Below are 18,730 nucleotides of genomic sequence, written 5' to 3' on the forward strand. Positions count from 1 at the left end.
TCGACCGCGTTGGCCCTGCGAGGCGCCGTCACCAAGGGGTCCCAGATGTTGCCGCAACCCGTGAAGCCCAAGCCCTTGATGTGCCAGCTCAACCTCCACCACAGGTGGCGAGTGGAGCACTCTCCGAGCGGTGGGTACTTCCGCCGGTGCACTCGTTGCGGGAAAGACGATGGCGGGCCCTACAACGACCGCCCTTTCGACATCGGAGGCCACTTTTGACCTTGCTCGCGAGCAGGTTCTGGCCGACCCGCTGTGTGGAATGTGGCTGAGCCCAACACTCCAGACAGCTCGTCGACAGCCCGGCGGAACCGGTGGGAGCATGGGCTGTTGGTAAGAAGGCCTCATGGCGGGCCGCAGGCCCAGGGAGGGTCACATGACTGGATTCGTGATCGCCGTTCTGTGCCTCATCGTTCTCCTCGCCCTGGCGATGGCCTATGACCGGCGCCAACGCCACCGTGGTCGCGCTTCAGACATCGACGAGCGAAGCGCCCGAGAGACGTCAGCCCGTAGCGATGGCAACACCGGCGGCGGCTACTCGCCCAGCGGCGGAGGCTTCATCTGAGCCGCGAGCCTTTGGCGGCCAAGTACTAGCGGTAACGCAGCGCTCGCACGCCACCCGCGGCATGTGCGGAAGTGCGAACTGTGCGAATCGAGGCCCCGTGCCGACTCACTGCACCTGGTCCTCCGAGAAGCCAAGGCGCATCCAGGCCGCCAGTCCGTTGGTTCATTCCTCGTGGATCGGGGCCAGCGCCATCATCCGAGCATCGGCAACGGCCCCCTGGACCGGTTCACCTTCTGACCCTCCACGTCCCTGCAGGGCCGGCTGGGCCGTCGCAGGGGCGCAGGCCCTAGAGGCGCCCGCGACCCTGCTCGGATGCTCGATCCCGCGCACCGCCTCCACGGGGAACTCCACGCCTCGCCCGGAGGGCTGGGTCAAGGCATGATGCCGCCACCGACCGGCACGTCACGCTGCTTGCCGCAGTCGAGGCATTCCTGGTTCCGGGCCCCGTAGTCCGCACTGTTCGGGTAGCGGTGCGTGCGCCAACGGTGCCACAGGTGCAGCCGGCACCACCGGCGCCCGGTGCGCTGCTGCTCCTGGCCCGGTTCTCGGTGCGTGCTCTCGTCCATGGGGTCTCTCCCTCCTTGCTCACCATGACGCTCAGGCGAGGCGTCAGCTCTGGACTGCGCGTTCGAGGGTCCTCTGGAGGACCGCCGGCCAGTCCGTCTCCGTCGCGACGCGAATCAGCTGGGCGGAGGAGGAAAGCCTGAGGACGCGGCTCTGACCCTGCTGCCAGGCGTCGTTGACCTTCTTCGCGTCGATCGAGGCCAGCCACGACAGCGTCGGTGCTACGAGGTCGTAGAGGGGCGTGGACGTCGGCGGCAGCCGGAGGTATTCGTCCCAGGACCGCGGGTCAAGGCTCTCGCGATTGAGCGCTGGATTGTTGTAGTGGTCTATCTCGGTCCAGAGGCGGCTGAGCTCGAGGTCGCCCGGGTTCTTCGGAGGCATGAGCCTGTTCAGCGCGCCGTGCGGGCCCATGAAGCCGGGAGGGGGCGGCATGAGGAGGACCACCGCGCGGGCGTCCTTCACGTGCCGGCTCGCCCAGGTGAGCGCGATGGGCGCGCCCAGGGAGTCGCCGATCACGACGACGGGGCGGGTGAGGCCAAGCCCGGTGATGACGCCCTCGAGGTCGTCGGCCTGGGAGGCGAAGGTCTGCAGGTGCGGCGCCGCGTCGCTGCGGCCCACGCCGAGCCGGTCGTAGAGGCACGCCTGCGCGTGCGGGACTACGTGGTGGAGGGCGGGGCCGGCGTCGTCCATGGAACGCCCGTAGTCCGCGACGACGATGATGGCCGGGCCGGTGCCGTCGCAGCGGGCTCGGAAGTGCCGGCCCGCCACGACCATGTCGATCTCGCCCCCGGACAGGGTGACCGGGGCGGACGCGATAAGTGCCGGGGTCGTCCCACGCGCCGGAGCCGAGGCCGAGATCGAGGCCGGGGTCGGGGTGGTGGGTGTGGTCCCGGCAGCGTTCGGGTGAGCGCCGGTGGTGCAGCCGGTGAGCCCGAGCCCGAGGGCCAGGCCCGCGGCGGCGACGGCGCTCCCAGGGACGGGGTGACGCCTGCGCTGGTTGGTCGTGGTTGTCATCGAGGCCTCCTTGCGAGGGCGTGACGACCGCTGGTCGTCCACTTCGACGATGACCGCCCGTCCCGCATCCCCCTGTGCGCCCGGTGACACAGGGCCCGACGCGTCACGCTGCTCCATGACGGACGCCGCTTGCGCGACGTGCGCTTGTCTGGGGCGCTGGCTGCTGGAAGGGCCAGCGTCAAACGGGTCGGCGAACCCTTCCGACGGCACCCGCGCCCGACCGACTCAGCAGGTAGGTAAGGAGTCGCCGTCCCTACTGAGTTTCCTCGCCGAGCGCCCTCCTCGCAGGTGTTTCCATCGGTAGCACGTCCTCACATCGGCCATGTGAGTGAAACTTCGCCCGCGGACACTCGGCGTGTTTCTTCGTCCCGGAGCGCTTGGGGTGTGGATGGTGGGGAGTGCGGACATACCAACACATAATTCTGACCTGACAAACATGTGGCTTGATGCCCTGGGGGTCGGCTCCCCACCCCGGCCAGAGGCCATACACACGAATAGCCGCGACACACCACACACACATTCTTGGTCCGCCGTCTTCCTCGTGACCTCTGACGTGGCCGGCGTTTGAGCAACCCGCGGCGCCGGCATCTCCTTCTCGGACAAAGCTTTCAGTTGCCGCCCTTTCGGACCGGGTGTGTCATGCAGCGCGGGTTGCTCTAGCTGCACGTCGCACCCGCCCCGGAACAGGGAAGGGGGTGGCCGAGATGAGCCGGGCAACGAGAGACCGCGTCTGGGGCGCCCTGCCCCTGCACCCCGGTGAGCCTCCCGCCGCGGAAGGTCACCCGCTCGACCTGGGCCACCTCGGCGCCGCCACCGAGACGCAGGTTCGACGGGAGACGGGCGGATGACAACGAGAGAACCCCGCCCCCTCCTGCGTGTTACCGCAGGTGGGACGGGGTTGCCGTCTGGTGGAGCTGAGGGGATTCGAACCCCTGACCTTCTCATTGCGAACGAGACGCGCTACCAACTGCGCCACAGCCCCAAGGTGCGAAGGAACGATAACACCAGCCGAGCCGAGGCGTGCAATCGCCCAGGGCGCGTCGCGTCGGGGCCACCGGCACCTCACGGCACCGCGCCGGTGGACCCGGCGCGGCGCCGTGCCGCTACGGCTGGAAGGTCAGCACGAGTGCTGCCCACGTCCCCGACGTCGTGCCGTCGGCCCGGAAGGTCCCGGTCGAGGTGGGCACACGGTACGCGCGTCCGAGGTTGGTGCTGCCGGTCGCCTGGGGGGTCAGGGCAGTCCACCCCGACGTCCACGTCGGGTTCGCGGACGAGGTGAACGAGGCGACCACTCCGAGAACCACCTCACGGGCGACGCTCGTCGTCGGCGTGGTCCCGGACGAGAAGGACGCGGTCGACCCCGTCGCCGACGCCACGCGGTCGAGTCGCGAGCCGCCCTGCAGGTCGTCTGCCACCATCCGGTAGGTCGAGGCCTTCGGGAAGGTCGCCGTGATCCGCGCCCCGGCCGTGAGCGGCTTCGTCACCGGCGCCGTCAGGACGACGAGGCGTCCGGTCGGCGCCGACACGGAGCGCACGACCGTGTAGACGTTGCCGACCGAGTCGGTCACGCCCACGGTGCCGTTGGAGCCCGTCAGCAGCTGCACGGTCACGACGAGGAGGTGGCTCTGCTGGACGCTCGCACCAGGTGCCAGGGTGATGGCCGCGCTCGTGCCGGACGTGGACGAGGCCGCCGTCCCGACAGAGCCCACGTAGGCCGGTAGCGGCGCGCTGACCGTGACCGTCTTCTGGGTGGTGCCGGTCAGGCCCGACGTGTCCGTGACGGTGGCGGTCACGGTGTAGCTGCCGGCTGCGGAGTAGGCGTGGGTCGCCGTGGGCGTCGTGGAGGCCGCAGTCGTGGTGCCGTCGCCCCAGGCGAAGGCGTACGTCAGCGCCTGCCCCTGCGGGTCGCTGGAGCCGGACGCGTCGGCTGTGACGGTCACGGGTGCAGGTCCGGTGGAGGGCGTCACAGTCAGCACCGCGGTGGGGGGCTGCGCCGCGGTCACCGTCACCGACCGGGTCGCGCGAGCGGTCTGCCCGGACGTGTTCGTCACGACGACTGCCACCGTGTACGTCCCGGCTGTCGCGTAGGTGTGGCTCGCTCTGGCCGTCGGGGAGGTGGCCGTGGTGGCACCGTCGCCCCAGTCGAACCCGTAGGTCAGCGACTGGCCCTGCGGGTCGCTCGAACCGGACGCGTCCGCGGAGACGCTCACCGGCGCGGTGCCGCTCGACGGTGTCACCGACAGGGACGCGGTCGGGGGCTGCACGGGAGCCGAGACCGTGACGGCCTGCGTCGCCGTGGCGGTGAGTCCTGACGTGTTGGCCACCGTGAGCGTCACCGTGTACGTCCCGGCGGTGGTGTACGTGTGGGTCGCCGTGGCCGCCGCGGAGGCGGCGGTCGTCGCGCCGTCACCCCACGCGAAGGCATACGACAGCGACTGCCCCTGCGGGTCGGCGGAGGCGGACGCGTCCGCCGAGACGCCGAGGGGCGCGGTGCCGGTCGTCGGTGTCACCGAGAGTCCCGCCGTGGGCGGCCGGACGGGCGCCGTCGCGCTCACCTGCCGTGTCGTCGTGTCGGTGAGCCCGGACGTGTCGCTCACCGTGACGCTGACCGTGTAGCTGCCGGCGGTCGCGTACGTGTGGTCGGCCGTGGCGACGCCCGACGCCGCGACGGTCGTGCCGTCACCGAAGTCGAAGGCGTACGAGAGGGGCTGTCCCTGCGGGTCGCTCGACTGCGAGGCGTCGGCCGTCACGAGCAGCGGGGCGGTACCCGTCGACGGGCTCACCGTCAGCGACGCGGTCGGCGGCAGCGTCGGCGGTGGTGGCGCTGCGACGTCGACAGTCCGATGGTCGGAGGCGGTCAGGCCGGACGTGTTGGTGACGGTGACCGTGACGACGTAGCTTCCCGCCGCGGTGTAGCTGTGGCTGGTGGTCGCGGTGGTCGAGGCGGGTGCGGTGGCGCCGTCACCGAAGTCGAAGCTGTACGACAGCGCCTGTCCCTGCGGGTCGCTCGACTGCGAGGCGTCGGCCGTCACGAGCAGCGGGGCCGGGCCCGTCGAGGGGGTCACCCCGAGGGAGGCGACCGGTGGCTGGGTGGCGGGTGGAGGTGCAGTGACGGCCACGGTGCGCGCGGCGGTGCCGCTCAGCCCCGAGGCGCCGGTGACCGTGACGGTCACGGTGTAGGTTCCCGGGGTCGTGTACGCGTGGTTCGCCGTCGCGGTGGTCGAGGAGGGCACGGTGGTGCCGTCACCGAAGTCGAACGCGTACGACAGTGGCTGCCCCTGCGGGTCGCTCGAGGCCGACGCGTCCGCCAAGACGCTGAGCGGGGCGTCACCGCTCGACGGCGTCACGGTCAGTGCCGCGGTCGGTGGCTGGACCGCCGGCGGCGAGGTGGCGTTGACCGTCGCCGTCGTCGTCGAGGTGAGTCCGCTCGTGTTGCGAACGGTGAGGGTGGCCGTGAACGTCCCGGTGGCGGCGTACACGTGCGTGGCCGTCGGCGAGGCCTGCGCCGGGAGCGTCGTACCGTCACCGAAGTCGAAGGCGTACGTCAGCGCCTGGCCCTGCGGGTCGGCCGAGCTGGACGCGTCGGCGGTCACCGACAGCGGCGCCACGCCGTTGGCCGGCGTCATGAGCAGCACTGCCGACGGCGGCTGGACCGGCGGCGGTGGCGCGGCGACGGTGACCGAGCGGCTCGCGGTGCCGGTCAGGCCGGACGCGTTCCGGGCCGTGACGGTGACGGTGTAGGTGCCCGCCGCCGTGTACGTGTGCGTCGAGGTCGAGGCCGGGGAGGCGCTCGCCGAGCTGCCGTCGCCGAAGTCGAAGGCGTACGTCAGGGCCTGGCCGTTCGGGTCGAGCGAGCCGGAGGCGTCGGCGGTCACCGACACGGGTGCCACGCCGTTCGCGGGAGTCACGGACAGGTCCGCAACGGGCGGCTGCGCCGGCGGGGGCAGCTCGGGCTGGAACTCGTAGGCACCGAGGTCGTCGTAGAGGCGTGGTCCGGCGGCGAGGGTGTTCGCCACGTTGGGGTCTCGGACGCGCGGATAGCCCAGGATGTCGGTCGACTGCTCGCCGGGCACACCACTGTCACCCCGGTCGATCGCGGGGGAACCCTCGCGCAAGGCCAGGTCCCACCCCGCGGCGTCACGGAAGCGGGGGTCGTCCTGGACGCCCGCCGCTTCCTGCCCCGACACCGCACGCATCGCGGCGAGGCTCGTGTACGTCGTGCCCCACGCGTACATGACCCCGCTCTTGCTGAGGTAGACGAGGTTGTGGTCGACGAGCGTGCTGCTCTGGGCGCCGTCCCAGACGCCGATGTTGCCGGCGCGCCGGGCACACGCGATGCCGTTGTAGGCGGGGTAGACGGCGTTGTCGACGGCGACGTTGTTGGCGATGCGGTAGCTGCCCGAGGAGGCCCCCTCCAGGTTGATCCCGCTCGTGCAGTTGTGGAACACCGTGTTGCCGACGATGGTGCCGCCCGTCACGTTGAGGTTGTCGATCCCGTGGTCGCCGTTGTTGTAGGTGACGTTGAGGGAGACGAGGTTGTTGTTCCCGCCGGCGAAGACCTGGATCCCGCTGTCCTCGTTGTCGTGGGTGACGTTGCCGATGACAGTGTTGCCGGGGCTCGTGAGGTTGATGCCGTTGGCGTTGCGCTGCCAGCCCTGGGCGTTCCACTCCGAATGGTTGTTGGTCACGGTGTTGCCGGTCGAGGTGTTCGTGACGTAGATGCCGGTGTCGCTGTTGTGGTTCGTGTCGTTGTCGGCGACGAGCGAGTTGTTGGTGGCCCGGATGCTGATACCCGGGGCCGTCGCGCCCTGCGCCTTGCGACCGGCGTTGGTCACGGTGTTGCCCCGAACCGTGATGTGGTCGCTCTTGGTGACGTAGACGCCGTCCAGGGTCGTGCCGGTGAAGGTCAGGTTCGACAGCGTGATCCAGCTCTTGGCAGAGATGTAGGCGCCGTTCGTGACGCCGGTGCCGATGACAGGGCTGCGCCCGGGCCAGCCGGTGATGGTGATGGGCGACGTGGCGGTGCCGGAGGCCGAGGGCTTGATCGTCTCGGCATACGTGCCGTCGCCGATGTAGAGGGCGTTGCCGGCCTGCAGGCGGCTCACCCCCTTGGTGATGGTGCAGAACGGCGCGCTCGAGGTGCCGTTGCCCGAGTCGCTGCACACCGGGCTCGTCCTGTCGACGTAGAAGTCGGTCGTGACCGGGAGGACCGGCGGCGCGCCGATGACGTACTCGTCGATGACGCTGCCCGCGGTGCAGGTGCTGTCCTCCTTGGAGGCCGAGGCGTCGCAGACCGCCTGCAGCTTGAGCCCCGTGGACCCCACGTCGACGCGCAGGTGCGACAGGTGGAAGGTGCGGTAGGCGGTGCGCGTGTCGGTGCTCGTCCACGGTGTCTCGAGCGACGAGGCGGCGCCCACCGTGACGTGGGTGACGCCCTGGATGGGCTGGAACCGCTCGTAGTCGTGCGAGTGGCCGTTGACGTTGAGGACGTACTTGCTGTACGTCTGGCCCAGCTGGTCGAGGATGGAGGCGAGGCCCGCCTCGCCGGGGTGGTAGCCGGTCGAGTAGGCGGGCCGGTGGCCGTAGGTGACGATGTACTTGATCGACGGGTCGTCCTGCGCCTGGCGCATGAGGGGCCCAGCCTTGGACTGCCAGTCGGTCAACGCTCCGGTCCACGGCTCGGGGTAGGCGATGAACCGCACTGGTCCGGCGTCGAACCAGCCCCAGTCGTTGCCGCCAGCCGAGATGGTCGGCGATCCCGGCGACGCGGCGGCGTGCGGCATGAGCATGCGTCCCTTGTAGTTGCGCAGGTCGTCCGACCCGGGCACGTCGTACTCGTGGTTGCCCCACGCCGGGATGTAGGCCGCCCGGGTGCTCCATCTCATGACGTCGTTGAAGTGCTGGGCGACGGCTCCCATGGTCGTGCTGTTGGCGTAGGTCAGGTCACCCACCATGAGCACGAACGACGGGTCGTCCGCGCTGATGTTGTCGAGGGTCGCCCCGAGCTTGGAGAAGTTGACGGTGTCGCCGACGTCGCCGATGGCGTCGAAGCGGAAGCTGTCGTTGGGTGGCGCGTGGAAGGTGAGGTCTGGCCCACCGCCGATCGAGTAGTGGTACGTGGTGCCCGGCACCAGGTTGTTCAGCTCGAGCTGCCAGAACGGGCCGGGGGAGTCCCACGGGGTCCAGGCCGGCGCCACGCCGGTGGCGCTCTGGCCGTAGGAGGTCGTGGCGCCCCACCGCACGTCGTTGGCGGTGCCGTGCCAGTCGATCGCCACCGACGTCGACCCTGTGAAGGTGTAGTGCACCTGGTCGACCGCGGTGTCGGCCCAGCTCGCCGAGGGCGATGACCCCAGGAGCAGCGCCAGCGCGATGAGCAGCGCGGGTGGAAGGAGAAGCGCCAGCCACCGGTTTGGTCGGTGCTGGCGCCTGGCACGAGTTGTCGGCGACCCCGCGTTCATGGGGCGACGCTACGGTCGCGAGACAAGGCGGTCGACCTACGCGAAGAGGAGCAGCTCCTACGTAAACGGGTGTAGTCCCTCAGACCCAGCTGGGGAACCACATCCGGGCCTGCCACTCCGACAGCGGGATGACGTCCGCGACGTAGATCGGGTGGAAGAAGGCGAAGAGCCCCATGGAGAGCAGCACGAAGGCACCGGTGACGCCGTAGCCGATGCGTCGTCGCGTCACCGAGACGTCACGACCACCGATGACCAGCCCCAGGACGTAGACGCAGGCGAGCACGACGTAGGGGACGAACGCCACCTCGTAGAACGAGTAGATCGTGCGGTTGCCGAGGAAGAACCACGGCAGGTAGCCGGCGAAGAGCGCGCACAGGATGCCGCCGGCGCGCCAGTCGCGGCGCAGCGCCCACATGAAGAGCAGCACGAAGATCGCGAGCGTCCCGCCCCACCAGATCGAGACGGTGCCGATCGAGGTGATGGCCTTGCTGCACTGGTCGACGAGGCACCCGTCGGCGCCCTTCTTCGGGCCCTCGTAGAAGAAGGACGTCGGCCGCCCCTGGATGAGCCACGACCACGGGTTGGTCTGGTAGGGGTGCGAGGAGGTGATCGACTGCGTCGAGGCGTACATCTGCTGGTGGTAGGCCCACAGCGAGCGCCACCAGTCGGGCAGCCACGTGTACGGCGTGTCCGGGTTGTCCTGCGCCCAGGTGCGGAACGAGCCGCCCTTGCTGAGGATCCAGCCGGTCCAGCTGGCCACGTACGTGGCCACGGCCGTGAGCGCGACCTGCACGAACGCGTACGGCGCGTCCTTGACGAAGCACCCAGCCGTCGGGCCGCGCACACCCGCGGCACGCCGGGCGCCGAGGTCCCACAGGACGGTGAGCAGCCCGAAGGCGACGAGGAAGTAGAGCCCGGACCACTTCACGCCGGCGCACAGGCCGAGCATGAGGCCCGCGACCCAGCGCCACGGCCGCCACCCGAGCCACGGGCCCAGGCGCGAGGTCGCGGCTCGCGCACGGTCGCCCACCTTCCGGGCGAGCACCTCGCGGGCCCGGTCGCGGTCGATGAGCAGCGCGCCGAAGGCGGCGAGCCCGAAGAACATGACGAAGATGTCGAGCAGCCCGGTGCGCGAGTGCACGAAGTGGTGCCCCTCGAACGCCAGCAGGGCCGCTGCGACCGTGCCGAGCAGGTCCGAGCGGAAGAGGCGGCGCGCGATCCGCCCGAGCATGAAGATCGAGATCGTCCCCGCGAGGGCCACGGCGAAGCGCCAGCCGAAGGAGTTGAGGATCCCGAAGGGCACCTCGCCCCAGCCGATCAGCCACTTGCCGACCGGCGGGTGGACGACGAAGTCACCCTCGGTGCCGTAGACCATCGGGTCGTTGGCGGTGAAGTGCTGGTCGACCTGGTTGGCCTGCTGCAGGGTCGGGTCGTTCTTCATCTCGAACCAGTACAGGACCATCGACCAGCCCTGCTTGACGTAGTACGTCTCGTCGAAGACCAGCTGGTGCGGCGCGCCCACGTGCCAGAAGCGCATGAACCCGCCGACCAGCGTGAAGAAGAGCGGCCCCGCCCAGCCGAGCCAGGCGATGCGGCCCGCGGTGCGCCGGGGGAGGCGGAAGTCGTCGGCCGGGTCCCCGAGCAGGCGCGCGCGCACCTGCCGGGCCGAGTTCATGGGCGACATCGTATGCAGTGTCGCTGGGTCGGGCGCTCGCCGTGCCGACGGTGGGGGGCCGGCCTTTCCGGCGGCGCCCTCAGATGGCGACGCCGCGGGCCTTGAGGACCGAGTAGCCGACGAAGGCGACGGTGTCGAGCAGCGCGTGGCACACGACGAGCGGCATGACGCGGCGGGTGCGCACGAAGACGAGCCCGAGCACGAGCCCCATGACGATGTTGCCGGCGAACCCGCCGAAGCCCTGGTAGAGGTGGTAGCTGCCGCGGACCAGGGCCGAGAGGCCGATGACCAGCGGCCACGCCCAGCCGGTCTGGCGCCAGCGGGTGAAGAGGTAGCCGACCATGACGACCTCCTCGAGGAGGGCGTTCTCGACGGCGGCGAGGACGAGCACGGGCGCGGACCACCACACCGGCTGGAGGTTGGCCGCTGCCACCTGGGTGTTGATGCCGATGGCCTTGGCGAGGAAGTAGAAGCCGAGCCCCGGGATGCCGATGAGCGCGGCCAGGCCGGCACCGCGGAGCAGGTCGCGGCCCGGCTCGCGCCGGTCGAGCCCGACGAAGCGCCCGGCCCGGACGTCGGGGGACGGGCGCCGCACGTGGTTCAGCAGGTAGAGCGCCAGCGCGACCGCCGCGAGCGGGAGCACGATGCCGGCGAGCTGGTACGCGAGGTCGAGCCAGGGACGCCCGGGCGTCGCCGACTGGTTCATCGCGGTGGTCTGCTGCGACAGCGGGACCGGCCTGGTCAGCTTCTCGATGATGCTCAGCACGGCGTAGACGGCCGAGGAGCCGAGGCTCACGCCGAGGACGAGCACCGTCTCCCAGCGCAGCCCTCGGCGGACGGCCGGCTCGAGCGCGGGCACCGGGTCGCGGTCGGAGGCCGCCAGCAGCCCGGCGAACCGGCCACGCTCCGCCGTCGCAGGGGTCGACATGGCGCCAGCGTAGCCTCGCTGCCGAAGCGCACACCTCGCCTGACGCCCTTCCGGGCGCGATGGCGGCGTAGCGTCTCGGTCATGTCGCTGCTCTCCGACTGGCGTCGCGGCGAGCACGCCGCGGAGGGCTTCGCGTACCCGACGTACACGCAGGGAGGCGGCCCGGGCGTCGTCGTCATCCACGAGAGCCCGGGGCTCACGCCCGAGGTCATCGAGATCGGTCAGCACCTCGTCGACAGCGGCTTCACCGTCGTCATGCCGCACCTGTTCGGCTCCTCCCACGCGCCGCCGCGGACGTGGGAGGCGGCCCGCGTCGTCCCGCGCCTGTGCCTGACCCGCGAGTTCACCCTGTTCGCGACGGGGAAGACGGCGCCCCTCGCGCGCTGGCTCCGCAGCCTGGCACGCGAGCTGCATGCCTCCGCGGGCGGCCCCGGCGTGGGCGTGCTCGGGATGTGCGTGACGGGCGGCTTCGCGCTCGCGGCCATGGTCGACCCCGTGGTCACCGCGCCGGTCGTCGCGCAGCCCGCGACCCCGCTGCCGATCGGCCCGGGCCGCGCCGCCGACGTCAACCTCAGCCGCGAGGACCTGGCTGCGGTCCGACGCCGGGTCGCGGAGGGATGCCCGGTGCTGGGCGTCCGCTATCGCGCCGACTGGGTGACCGGCACCCGCTTCGAGACGCTGCGACGTGAGCTCGGCGACGGGTTCATCGCGGTCGAGCTCGAGGGGCACGGGCATGCGACCCTGACCGACCACCGGCACCCCGAGGCGGTCGACCGCGTCACGGACTTCCTCCGACGTCGTCTCCTCGGGCACGCCTGACCGTTGGCACCCGGTGGAGCGCGCCGCATACGGTCCCGGGCGCCGGACGTCGCGCTCGCCGTGCTCGGTGCGGGCGCCACGGAGGCCGAGCTGCTCCGCGGCATCCTGGACGAGGTGGACGGACGACTTTCCCGAAACCGCTTGTGGGGCCTTTCCTCCGGCGGTAGAACTTGGGGTACGCCCTCCCCCCGGGGAGAGCGGGACGGCTCGGAGACGAGGGTCCGACCGGTGGGGCGACTCACCGCGGCAGCCGGTGACGAGGCTGCCGGGACCGGAGTCGAGGAGACGTCGATCGGGAGAGTCACCAACGACCGATCAACCAGAAGGGCCCTTGGGACTCATACTCCCGAGGGCCCTTCGCCTGTCCGGTGCGATCGACGTCGGAGGATGCCCCGGCCGCGGGGGGGTGGGATCCTCCTCAGATCTCCGCGCCGGCCGCCGGGCGCCACGGCCGCAGCCACGGCGTCTCGGGCCAGCCTTCCCGCGCCGCCACGAGCTCGTACATCGTGGCGCCGTCGATGGACTCGCGCACGATGTCGGCGTGACCGGCGTGCCGGGCCAGCTCCTCGACGAGGTGCATGGCCACCCACCGGACCGACCAGGCCTCGACGTCGCGGGGGAACCACGGGGCGTCGCGCGGGACCGGCACCGGCGCACCGAGATCGGCCGCGCGCAGGACGCTGCGGGTGACCTCGCCCTGAGCGGCCAGGGCGGCGAGCAGGGACTCGAGCGTGTCGTCGTCGGTGACCTTGAAGTCCTCGCCCCACGCGCGGGCCTGGTCCGCGACGGATGTGTCGGGCGGGGCGGGGGCCTGTGGCGCGGCGGCCATCCGCTCGGTCCAGCCGCGCTCGCAGGTGGTGACGTGCTTGACGAGCCCGCCGATGCTCAGCGTGCCGGCCGTCGGGGCCAGGCGGATCTGCTCCTCGGTGAGCCCGAAGGAGACGGAGAAGAACGCGTCGCGCTGCTGGTCGAGGTAGGCGATGAGGCTCTCGCGCTCGTCGGCGACGGGTGGGACGTGGGCTGCCATGGCGGTCTCCGCTCTCAGTCGTTGCGGTGGGCGTAGAGGTCACGGAGCAGGGCGATCTCGGCGCCGTGGTGGATGACCTCGCGGTTGATGTGGAGCACGAGCTCGGCCCGGGAGTGCTCGGCCCACGGACCCTCGCTGGGCCCGCACAGCTGGGCGAGCGCGTCGACGTCCCAGCCCCGCACGCCGGCGGTCCAGGCGGCGAAGGCCTCGTCGACCTGCTCGAGCGCTCCCCGCGCGGTCGCGGCATACGGGAACGTCAGGTAGTCGACCGCGGGTCCGTCGAAGTGGCTGTGCACCCGGGCGCCGAGCACGCCGACGACGACGTGCGCGAGCCGCCAGGCGATCGTCGTGACCGGGGCGGGGACCGGCTCGGGGTAGGCCCAGTCGATCGTGAGCTCGCCGCTGCCGCCCTGGAGCTCGGTGGTGCCCTGGCCGCGAGGGTGGAGGTTCCAGGCGCCGGGCGTCGGCTCCCAGAGGTACTCCTCGTCGGTGAGCCCGTCGAGGCGCGGGCGCAGCTGGTTGGTCCAGTGCCAGGCGGCCTGGTCGAGGAGGAGGGCGGTCCAGTCGATGGAGGTCTGTGTCGGTGTCATGCCTCCAGCATCCTCGGCATATAGGACAGGTCCTGTCCGCAGAGCCTGCCACACTGGGGGCATGTCCTCGTCGTCCGACGGCACGGGAACCACCGCCCGGGTGCTGCGCCTGCTCGACCTCCTGCAGAGCCGGCCCGTCTGGAGCGGGACGGAGCTGGCGGAGCGGCTCGGCGTCACCACCCGCAGCGTGCGCCGCGACGTCGACCGGCTCCGAGACCTCGGCTACCCGGTCAACGCCGCCCACGGTGCCGGCGGCGGCTACCAGCTGGGCGCCGGGCGCCGCCTCCCGCCGCTGCTCCTCGACGACACCGAGGCGGTCGCCGTCGCCGTGTGCCTGCGGCTCGCCGCCGGCGGCACCGTCGAGGGCCTGGGCGAGGCGGCGGTGCGCACGCTCGCCAAGCTGGACCAGGTGCTCCCCGGCCGGCTGCGCGCGCAGGTCGAGGCGATCCACGAGGCGACCGTGACCCTCGACAGCGGCGCCGTCCCCGTCGACGCGACGACGCTGCTGCTGCTCGCCCGCGCCTGCCGGCAGACCGAGCGCGTGACGTTCGCGTATGCCGGACCGCGCGGTTCGGGGGAGAGGCGGGTCGAGCCGTACCGCCTCGTCGCGACGGGCCGGCGGTGGTACCTCCTCGCCTTCGACCTCGACCGCGACGACTGGCGCATCTTCCGGCTGGACCGGATGGCGGAGGCGCGGAGCAACGGCTGGCGCTTCACCCCGCGGGAGGCCCCGGACGCCGCCGAGCACGTGCGGCGGTCGATCTCCGGAGGTGCCTACGACCACATGGCGCGGGTGCGCATCGAGGCGCCGAAAGCGCTGGTGGACAACCACATTCCGGCTTCGGTGGGCACGGTGACAGCGGACGGCCCCGACCGCTGCATCTTCGAGGCGGGCGGCAACCACCTCGCTGCGATTGCGATGCACCTGGGTGCGTTGCCGTGGGAGCTGACCGTCCTGGAGCCGCCCGAGCTGCGCGAGGTCATGCGAGAGCAGGCCGCCCGGATGCTCCGCGCCACGGGCGGCTCGGCCACCAGCTGATCGCGTCGGGAAGTGCGCCATGGCGCACCTCGGTTCGTCATCAGGCCCAGACCGTGACCGGAGACTGCGCCATGGCGCAGTTGGGTGCGGGTCGGGGCGGGATGCAGGCCGGAAACTGCGCCGGGGCGCAGTCTCGAGCCGGGCGGCATACGCGGTCAGCCGGTGTTGCGCAGCCCGGCGGCGATGCCGTTGATCGTCAGGAGCAGCGCCCGTTGGACGTCGGCGTCGGGCTCCGCCTCCTCCGGCACGGCCCGCGACCGCGCCAGCAGCGAAGTCTGGAGGGCGTGCAGCGGGGCGAGGTAGCTGTCGCGCAGCTCGAGGGTGCGGCGCAGGACCGGTGAGGCCTCGAGCAGCTCCTTCTGGCCGGTCAGGCGCAGCACCTCCTCGACGGTGCGGGCGTGCTCCTCGCGGATCGTGTCGAAGACGCCGGCCACCTCGTCCGGCACGAGCGTGCGGACGTAGCCGGCCGCGATGTCGAGGTCGGTCTTGGCGAGCGTCATCTGCACGTTCGACAGGAAGGTGCGGAAGAAGGCCCACGAGCCGTACATCTCGCGCAGCGTCTTGTCCCGTCCGTCCTCGCGGGCGGCGGCCAGGCCCGAGCCGACGCCGAACCAGCCGGGCAGGATGATCCGCGACTGCGTCCAGCCGAAGACCCACGGGATGGCGCGCAGGTCCTCCAGGCCGCCGGTCCCGCCGGGGCGCTTGGACGGGCGCGAGCCGATGTTCATCTTGCCGAGCTCGTCGACGGGGGTGGCCGACACGAAGAACGGGACGAGCCGGGAGTCGCGCACGAGCCCGCGGTACGCATCCTGGCCGCGGCCGGCGACGAGGTCCATCGTGCCGTTCCAGCCGTCGAGGACGTCGCGCGGCAGCAGCGAGTGGCGGTGCAGGACCGACGCCTCGAGCACTGCGGCAAGGGCGGTCTCGAGGTTGAAGCGGGCCAGCCCCGGCAGCGTGTACTTGTCGCTGATCACCTCGCCCTGCTCGGTGATCTTGATCGGGCCGTCGAGGCTGCCGTAGGGCTGGGACAGGATCGCCTCGCCGGTCGGGCCGCCGCCGCGTCCGACCGAGCCGCCGCGGCCGTGGAAGAGGCGCAGGACCACGCCGTGCTGGCGGGCGACGTCGCGCAGCGCGCGCTGGGCCCGGTGGATCTGCCACTGCGAGGCGGCGATTCCCGCGTCCTTGGAGGAGTCGGAGTAGCCGAGCATGATCTCCTGCACGTCGCCGCGGGCCGCGACGACGCGGCGGTACGACGGGTCCGACAGGAGGGCGTCGAGCAGGGGACCGGCCGACTCGAGCTCGGCGACGGTCTCGAAGAGCGGGGCGAACCCGATCCGGGCCGTGGCCGGCGTCGTGTCGGTGCCGATGTCGAGCAGGCCGGCCTCGCGGGCGAGGACGACGACGGCGAAGAGGTCGTCGACGTCGTGGGTCATCGACACGATGTAGGTCTCGATGGTCTCTGGGCCGTAGGTGTCGAGCGCGCGCCCGATGGCGGTCATGAGCGACAGCGACGCCTGCGCGGCCTCACCGACAGCGTGGACGCCGAGGCCCGTCAGCGGGCGGCGCGAGCCCATCTCCCGCGAGAGCAGGGCGATGCGTGCGGGACGGTCCAGGTCGGCATACGGCGTGTCCAGCTCGCCGATGCGGTCGTAGAGCTCCGCGAGGGCCGCGTGGTGCTTGGCGCTGTGCTCCCGGACGTCGAGCGTGGCCAGGCCCATGCCCGTGGCGACCACCGCCCGGATGAGCCGCAGGATCGCGCCGTCGGCGGTGAGCTCGTCGCCCCCGGCGAGCATCGACTCACGGATGAGGACGAGGTCCTGCAGCAGCTCGTCGAAGGTCGCGTAGTCACGGCCCGGCTCGTGGGGCGTGCCGTGGTCGAGGCGGTCCCGGGTGCGCAGCAGGCGCACCCGGATGAAGCTGAGCTTGAGCCGGTAGGGCTCCTCGGCGTTGAGCCGGCGCACGGCGTCATACGTCACCGGCAGGGCCACCGCGTCGCGCTCGAGGCTCTCGCGCAGCGCGTCGGTCACCTCGACGAAGCGCGTCGACGACGACAGCTCGTGGAGCATGTGGTCGAGCTTCTCGACGAGCTCGGCGAGCCCCGCGTCGTGCTGCATGCCGATGACCTCGAGGGTCACCGCGGGGGTCACGTTGGGGTTGCCGTCGCGGTCGCCGCCGGCCCAGGCGCCGAAGCGGAGCGGGCGCGCCGAGGGCGGCAGCTCGACCCCGATGCCCGCGAGGGTGCGGTCCAGCTCGGCGAGCAGGTCGGGCACCACCTGGTCGGCGAGGAAGCGCAGCGTGTGCATCGCGGTGCGGGCCTCGTCGGTCGGCTCGGGGCGCACGATCCGCAGCTCGTCGGTCTGCCACAGCATGTCGACGAGCTCGGCGAGGCGGCGCTCCGCGCGCGGGCCCTCGGACGCAGGACGGCGAGGGTCCTCGAGCTCGCTGACCGTCACGGCGATGCGGCGGAGCAGGTTGAGGACGGTGCGGCGGGTGGCCTCCGTCGGGTGGGCGGTGAAGACGGGGCGGTACTCGAGCCGGCCGAGCACGTCGCCGAGCTCCTCCCGGTCGAGGCTGCCGGCGTCGAGCGCCTCGCCGATGCGCCGGACCGTCGCCGCGAGCGGCGCCTCGTCGACGGCGCTGAGCTCCTGCCACCGGTGCAGCTGCTCGGTGACGTTGACGAGCTGGAAGTACGCGGTGAAGGCGCGTGCCAGCACGACCGCGGTGGGCGCGTCGACGCCTTCGAGCAGCGCGCGAAGCTCGTCGTCCTCCGGCTCGCGCGCCAGGCCGCGCACCTTTTCCACCAGCGCGAGCAGCTCGGGGCCCTCGTGCCGGGTCAGCGCCTCGCCGAGGAGCGTGCCGAGCTGGCGCACCGACGCCCGGAGCGCCGCGTGCTGCGACGCGGACGAGACGCCTGAGGCGAACGTGGCGACGTCGGGCTGGCGGCGGTCGGCCTCGAGGAGCTGCTCGGTCGTGGTGCGGCCCTGGGTGCTCATGCCTCAGTGGTACCGCGAAGAGGTTTCGGATTGGTTACCCGTCCACGATGGGGGACGCGATCTGGACACCGCACGCACTCCGCAGACCCGGGCGGTGACTGCCGATGGAGCCGGGCCACGGGATCGCGGCACGACGGCGGGACGGGCCGGGCCTGCGAGGATGGCGCCATGAGCACCGGCACCCTCGTCCTCGCGGCCACCCCGATCGGCGACCCGCGGGACGCGGCCCCCCGACTGGCCCAGGAGCTCGCCACCGCCGACGTCGTCGCGGCGGAGGACACCCGCCGGCTCAGACGGCTGCTGACCGAGCTCGCCGTCACGCCGAGCGGGTCCGTCGTCAGCTACCACGAGCACAACGAGGCCTCCCGCACCCCGGACCTCGTCGCCCGCCTCGTCGCGGGGGAGCGGGTGGTGGTCGTCACCGACGCCGGTATGCCGTCGGTGTCCGACCCCGGCTACCGCCTCGTCGCCGCCGCCATCGAGGCCGACGTCCCCGTGACCTGCGTCCCGGGACCGAGCGCGGTCCTCATGGCCCTCGCCGTCTCGGGCCTGCCCGTCGACCGGTTCTGCTTCGACGGCTTCCTCCCGCGCAAGCCGGGGGAGCGGGCACGGGTGCTCGCGGAGGTCGCCGAGGAGCGGCGCACCATCGTCTTCTTCGAGGCACCCCACCGCCTCGCCGAGACGCTCGCCGCCATGCGCGACGCCTTCGGGGCCGACCGCCGCGCCGCCGTGTGCCGGGAGCTGACGAAGACCTACGAGGAGGTGCGCCGCGGCACCCTCGAGGAGCTCGTCGCCTGGGCCGAGGCGGGCGTCAAGGGCGAGATCACCGTCGTCGTGGCCGGAGCCGAGCGGAAGGTGCCCTCCCTCGAGGAGGCCGTCGCCGGCATACGGGCTCGGGTGGACGCCGGCGAGCGGCTCAAGGACGTGGCGGCCGACGTCGCGTCCGCCACCGGGCTGTCGAAGAAGGCGCTCTACGACGCCTCGCTCGCCGCGCGCTGACCGGCGCCGCGCCACGCGCAGCGGCGTCTCGACCCGCGAACCGCTTGCCGCAGCGGGAATCG

At 71.8% G+C, this 18,730-nt stretch carries 12 protein-coding genes and 1 tRNA gene; 4 read left to right on the plus strand and 9 right to left on the minus strand.

Features of this window, described 5'->3' with window-relative positions; genetic code table 11:
- Positions 1–373 precede the first annotated feature (373 nt).
- A complete protein-coding gene (locus tag ABD241_RS00005; protein ID WP_344057216.1) occupies positions 374–562 on the plus strand; it encodes a hypothetical protein in 189 nt (62 codons plus the stop codon).
- 371 nt (positions 563–933) lie between these two features.
- Here the strand turns inward: ABD241_RS00005 and ABD241_RS00010 are convergent, their stop codons facing one another.
- From ABD241_RS00010 to ABD241_RS00035, 6 genes are all read right to left on the minus strand, one after another.
- Positions 934–1,128, minus strand: a complete 195-nt coding sequence (locus ABD241_RS00010; protein ID WP_344057217.1) for a hypothetical protein — start codon at positions 1,126–1,128, stop codon at positions 934–936.
- Between the two features lie 43 nt (positions 1,129–1,171).
- The gene (locus tag ABD241_RS00015) at positions 1,172–2,140 is read right to left on the minus strand and encodes an alpha/beta hydrolase (protein WP_344057218.1); all 969 of its coding nucleotides are present in this window, start codon (positions 2,138–2,140) and stop codon (positions 1,172–1,174) included.
- Between the two features lie 906 nt (positions 2,141–3,046).
- Positions 3,047–3,122 (minus strand) — tRNA-Ala (locus tag ABD241_RS00020).
- A gap of 121 nt (positions 3,123–3,243) precedes the next feature.
- Positions 3,244–8,598, minus strand: coding sequence for a PKD domain-containing protein (locus ABD241_RS00025; RefSeq protein ID WP_344057219.1), 5,355 nt, complete (start codon positions 8,596–8,598; stop codon positions 3,244–3,246).
- A 79-nt stretch (positions 8,599–8,677) separates the two neighbouring features.
- On the minus strand, positions 8,678–10,273 hold the full coding sequence (locus ABD241_RS00030; protein WP_344057220.1) for a dolichyl-phosphate-mannose--protein mannosyltransferase: 1,596 nt from the start codon (positions 10,271–10,273) through the stop codon (positions 8,678–8,680).
- A 79-nt stretch (positions 10,274–10,352) separates the two neighbouring features.
- On the minus strand, positions 10,353–11,201 hold the full coding sequence (locus ABD241_RS00035; protein ID WP_344057221.1) for a CPBP family intramembrane glutamic endopeptidase: 849 nt from the start codon (positions 11,199–11,201) through the stop codon (positions 10,353–10,355).
- 81 nt (positions 11,202–11,282) lie between these two features.
- On the opposite strand from ABD241_RS00035, the gene ABD241_RS00040 reads away from it, so the two are divergent.
- The gene (locus ABD241_RS00040; protein WP_344057222.1) at positions 11,283–12,020 is read left to right on the plus strand and encodes a dienelactone hydrolase family protein; all 738 of its coding nucleotides are present in this window, start codon (positions 11,283–11,285) and stop codon (positions 12,018–12,020) included.
- Between the two features lie 418 nt (positions 12,021–12,438).
- Here ABD241_RS00040 and ABD241_RS00045 read toward each other — a convergent pair whose 3' ends face one another.
- Together ABD241_RS00045 and ABD241_RS00050 are read right to left on the minus strand one after the other, a co-directional pair.
- Positions 12,439–13,047: a DinB family protein gene (locus ABD241_RS00045; RefSeq protein ID WP_344057223.1), complete on the minus strand. Its 609-nt coding sequence runs from the start codon at positions 13,045–13,047 to the stop codon at positions 12,439–12,441.
- A gap of 14 nt (positions 13,048–13,061) precedes the next feature.
- Entirely contained in the window at positions 13,062–13,637 is a 576-nt protein-coding gene (locus ABD241_RS00050; protein WP_344057224.1) for a DinB family protein, read from the minus strand.
- A 61-nt stretch (positions 13,638–13,698) separates the two neighbouring features.
- Between ABD241_RS00050 and ABD241_RS00055 the strand changes: the two genes are divergently transcribed.
- On the plus strand, positions 13,699–14,676 hold the full coding sequence (locus ABD241_RS00055; protein ID WP_344057225.1) for a helix-turn-helix transcriptional regulator: 978 nt from the start codon (positions 13,699–13,701) through the stop codon (positions 14,674–14,676).
- A 155-nt stretch (positions 14,677–14,831) separates the two neighbouring features.
- Here the strand turns inward: ABD241_RS00055 and ppc are convergent, their stop codons facing one another.
- Positions 14,832–17,669, minus strand: a complete 2,838-nt coding sequence (gene ppc, locus ABD241_RS00060; RefSeq protein ID WP_344057226.1) for a phosphoenolpyruvate carboxylase — start codon at positions 17,667–17,669, stop codon at positions 14,832–14,834.
- A gap of 168 nt (positions 17,670–17,837) precedes the next feature.
- Between ppc and rsmI the strand changes: the two genes are divergently transcribed.
- Positions 17,838–18,668: a 16S rRNA (cytidine(1402)-2'-O)-methyltransferase gene (gene rsmI, locus ABD241_RS00065; protein ID WP_344057227.1), complete on the plus strand. Its 831-nt coding sequence runs from the start codon at positions 17,838–17,840 to the stop codon at positions 18,666–18,668.
- The last annotated feature ends 62 nt before the right edge of the window (positions 18,669–18,730 follow it).

The organism is Terrabacter lapilli, assembly GCF_039531305.1.
GTDB classification, from domain to species: domain Bacteria; phylum Actinomycetota; class Actinomycetes; order Actinomycetales; family Dermatophilaceae; genus Terrabacter; species Terrabacter lapilli.

Coding starts and splice junctions, on each gene's coding strand:
- ABD241_RS00055 (WP_344057225.1), top strand. CDS start 13,699: ATGTCCTCGTCGTCCGACGGCACGGGAACCACCGCCCGGGTGCTGCGC.
- ABD241_RS00025 (WP_344057219.1), bottom strand. CDS start 8,598: ATGAACGCGGGGTCGCCGACAACTCGTGCCAGGCGCCAGCACCGACCA.
- ABD241_RS00015 (WP_344057218.1), bottom strand. CDS start 2,140: ATGACAACCACGACCAACCAGCGCAGGCGTCACCCCGTCCCTGGGAGC.
- ABD241_RS00030 (WP_344057220.1), bottom strand. CDS start 10,273: ATGAACTCGGCCCGGCAGGTGCGCGCGCGCCTGCTCGGGGACCCGGCC.
- rsmI (WP_344057227.1), top strand. CDS start 17,838: ATGAGCACCGGCACCCTCGTCCTCGCGGCCACCCCGATCGGCGACCCG.
- ABD241_RS00045 (WP_344057223.1), bottom strand. CDS start 13,047: ATGGCAGCCCACGTCCCACCCGTCGCCGACGAGCGCGAGAGCCTCATC.
- ppc (WP_344057226.1), bottom strand. CDS start 17,669: ATGAGCACCCAGGGCCGCACCACGACCGAGCAGCTCCTCGAGGCCGAC.
- ABD241_RS00035 (WP_344057221.1), bottom strand. CDS start 11,201: ATGTCGACCCCTGCGACGGCGGAGCGTGGCCGGTTCGCCGGGCTGCTG.
- ABD241_RS00050 (WP_344057224.1), bottom strand. CDS start 13,637: ATGACACCGACACAGACCTCCATCGACTGGACCGCCCTCCTCCTCGAC.
- ABD241_RS00010 (WP_344057217.1), bottom strand. CDS start 1,128: ATGGACGAGAGCACGCACCGAGAACCGGGCCAGGAGCAGCAGCGCACC.
- ABD241_RS00005 (WP_344057216.1), top strand. CDS start 374: ATGACTGGATTCGTGATCGCCGTTCTGTGCCTCATCGTTCTCCTCGCC.
- ABD241_RS00040 (WP_344057222.1), top strand. CDS start 11,283: ATGTCGCTGCTCTCCGACTGGCGTCGCGGCGAGCACGCCGCGGAGGGC.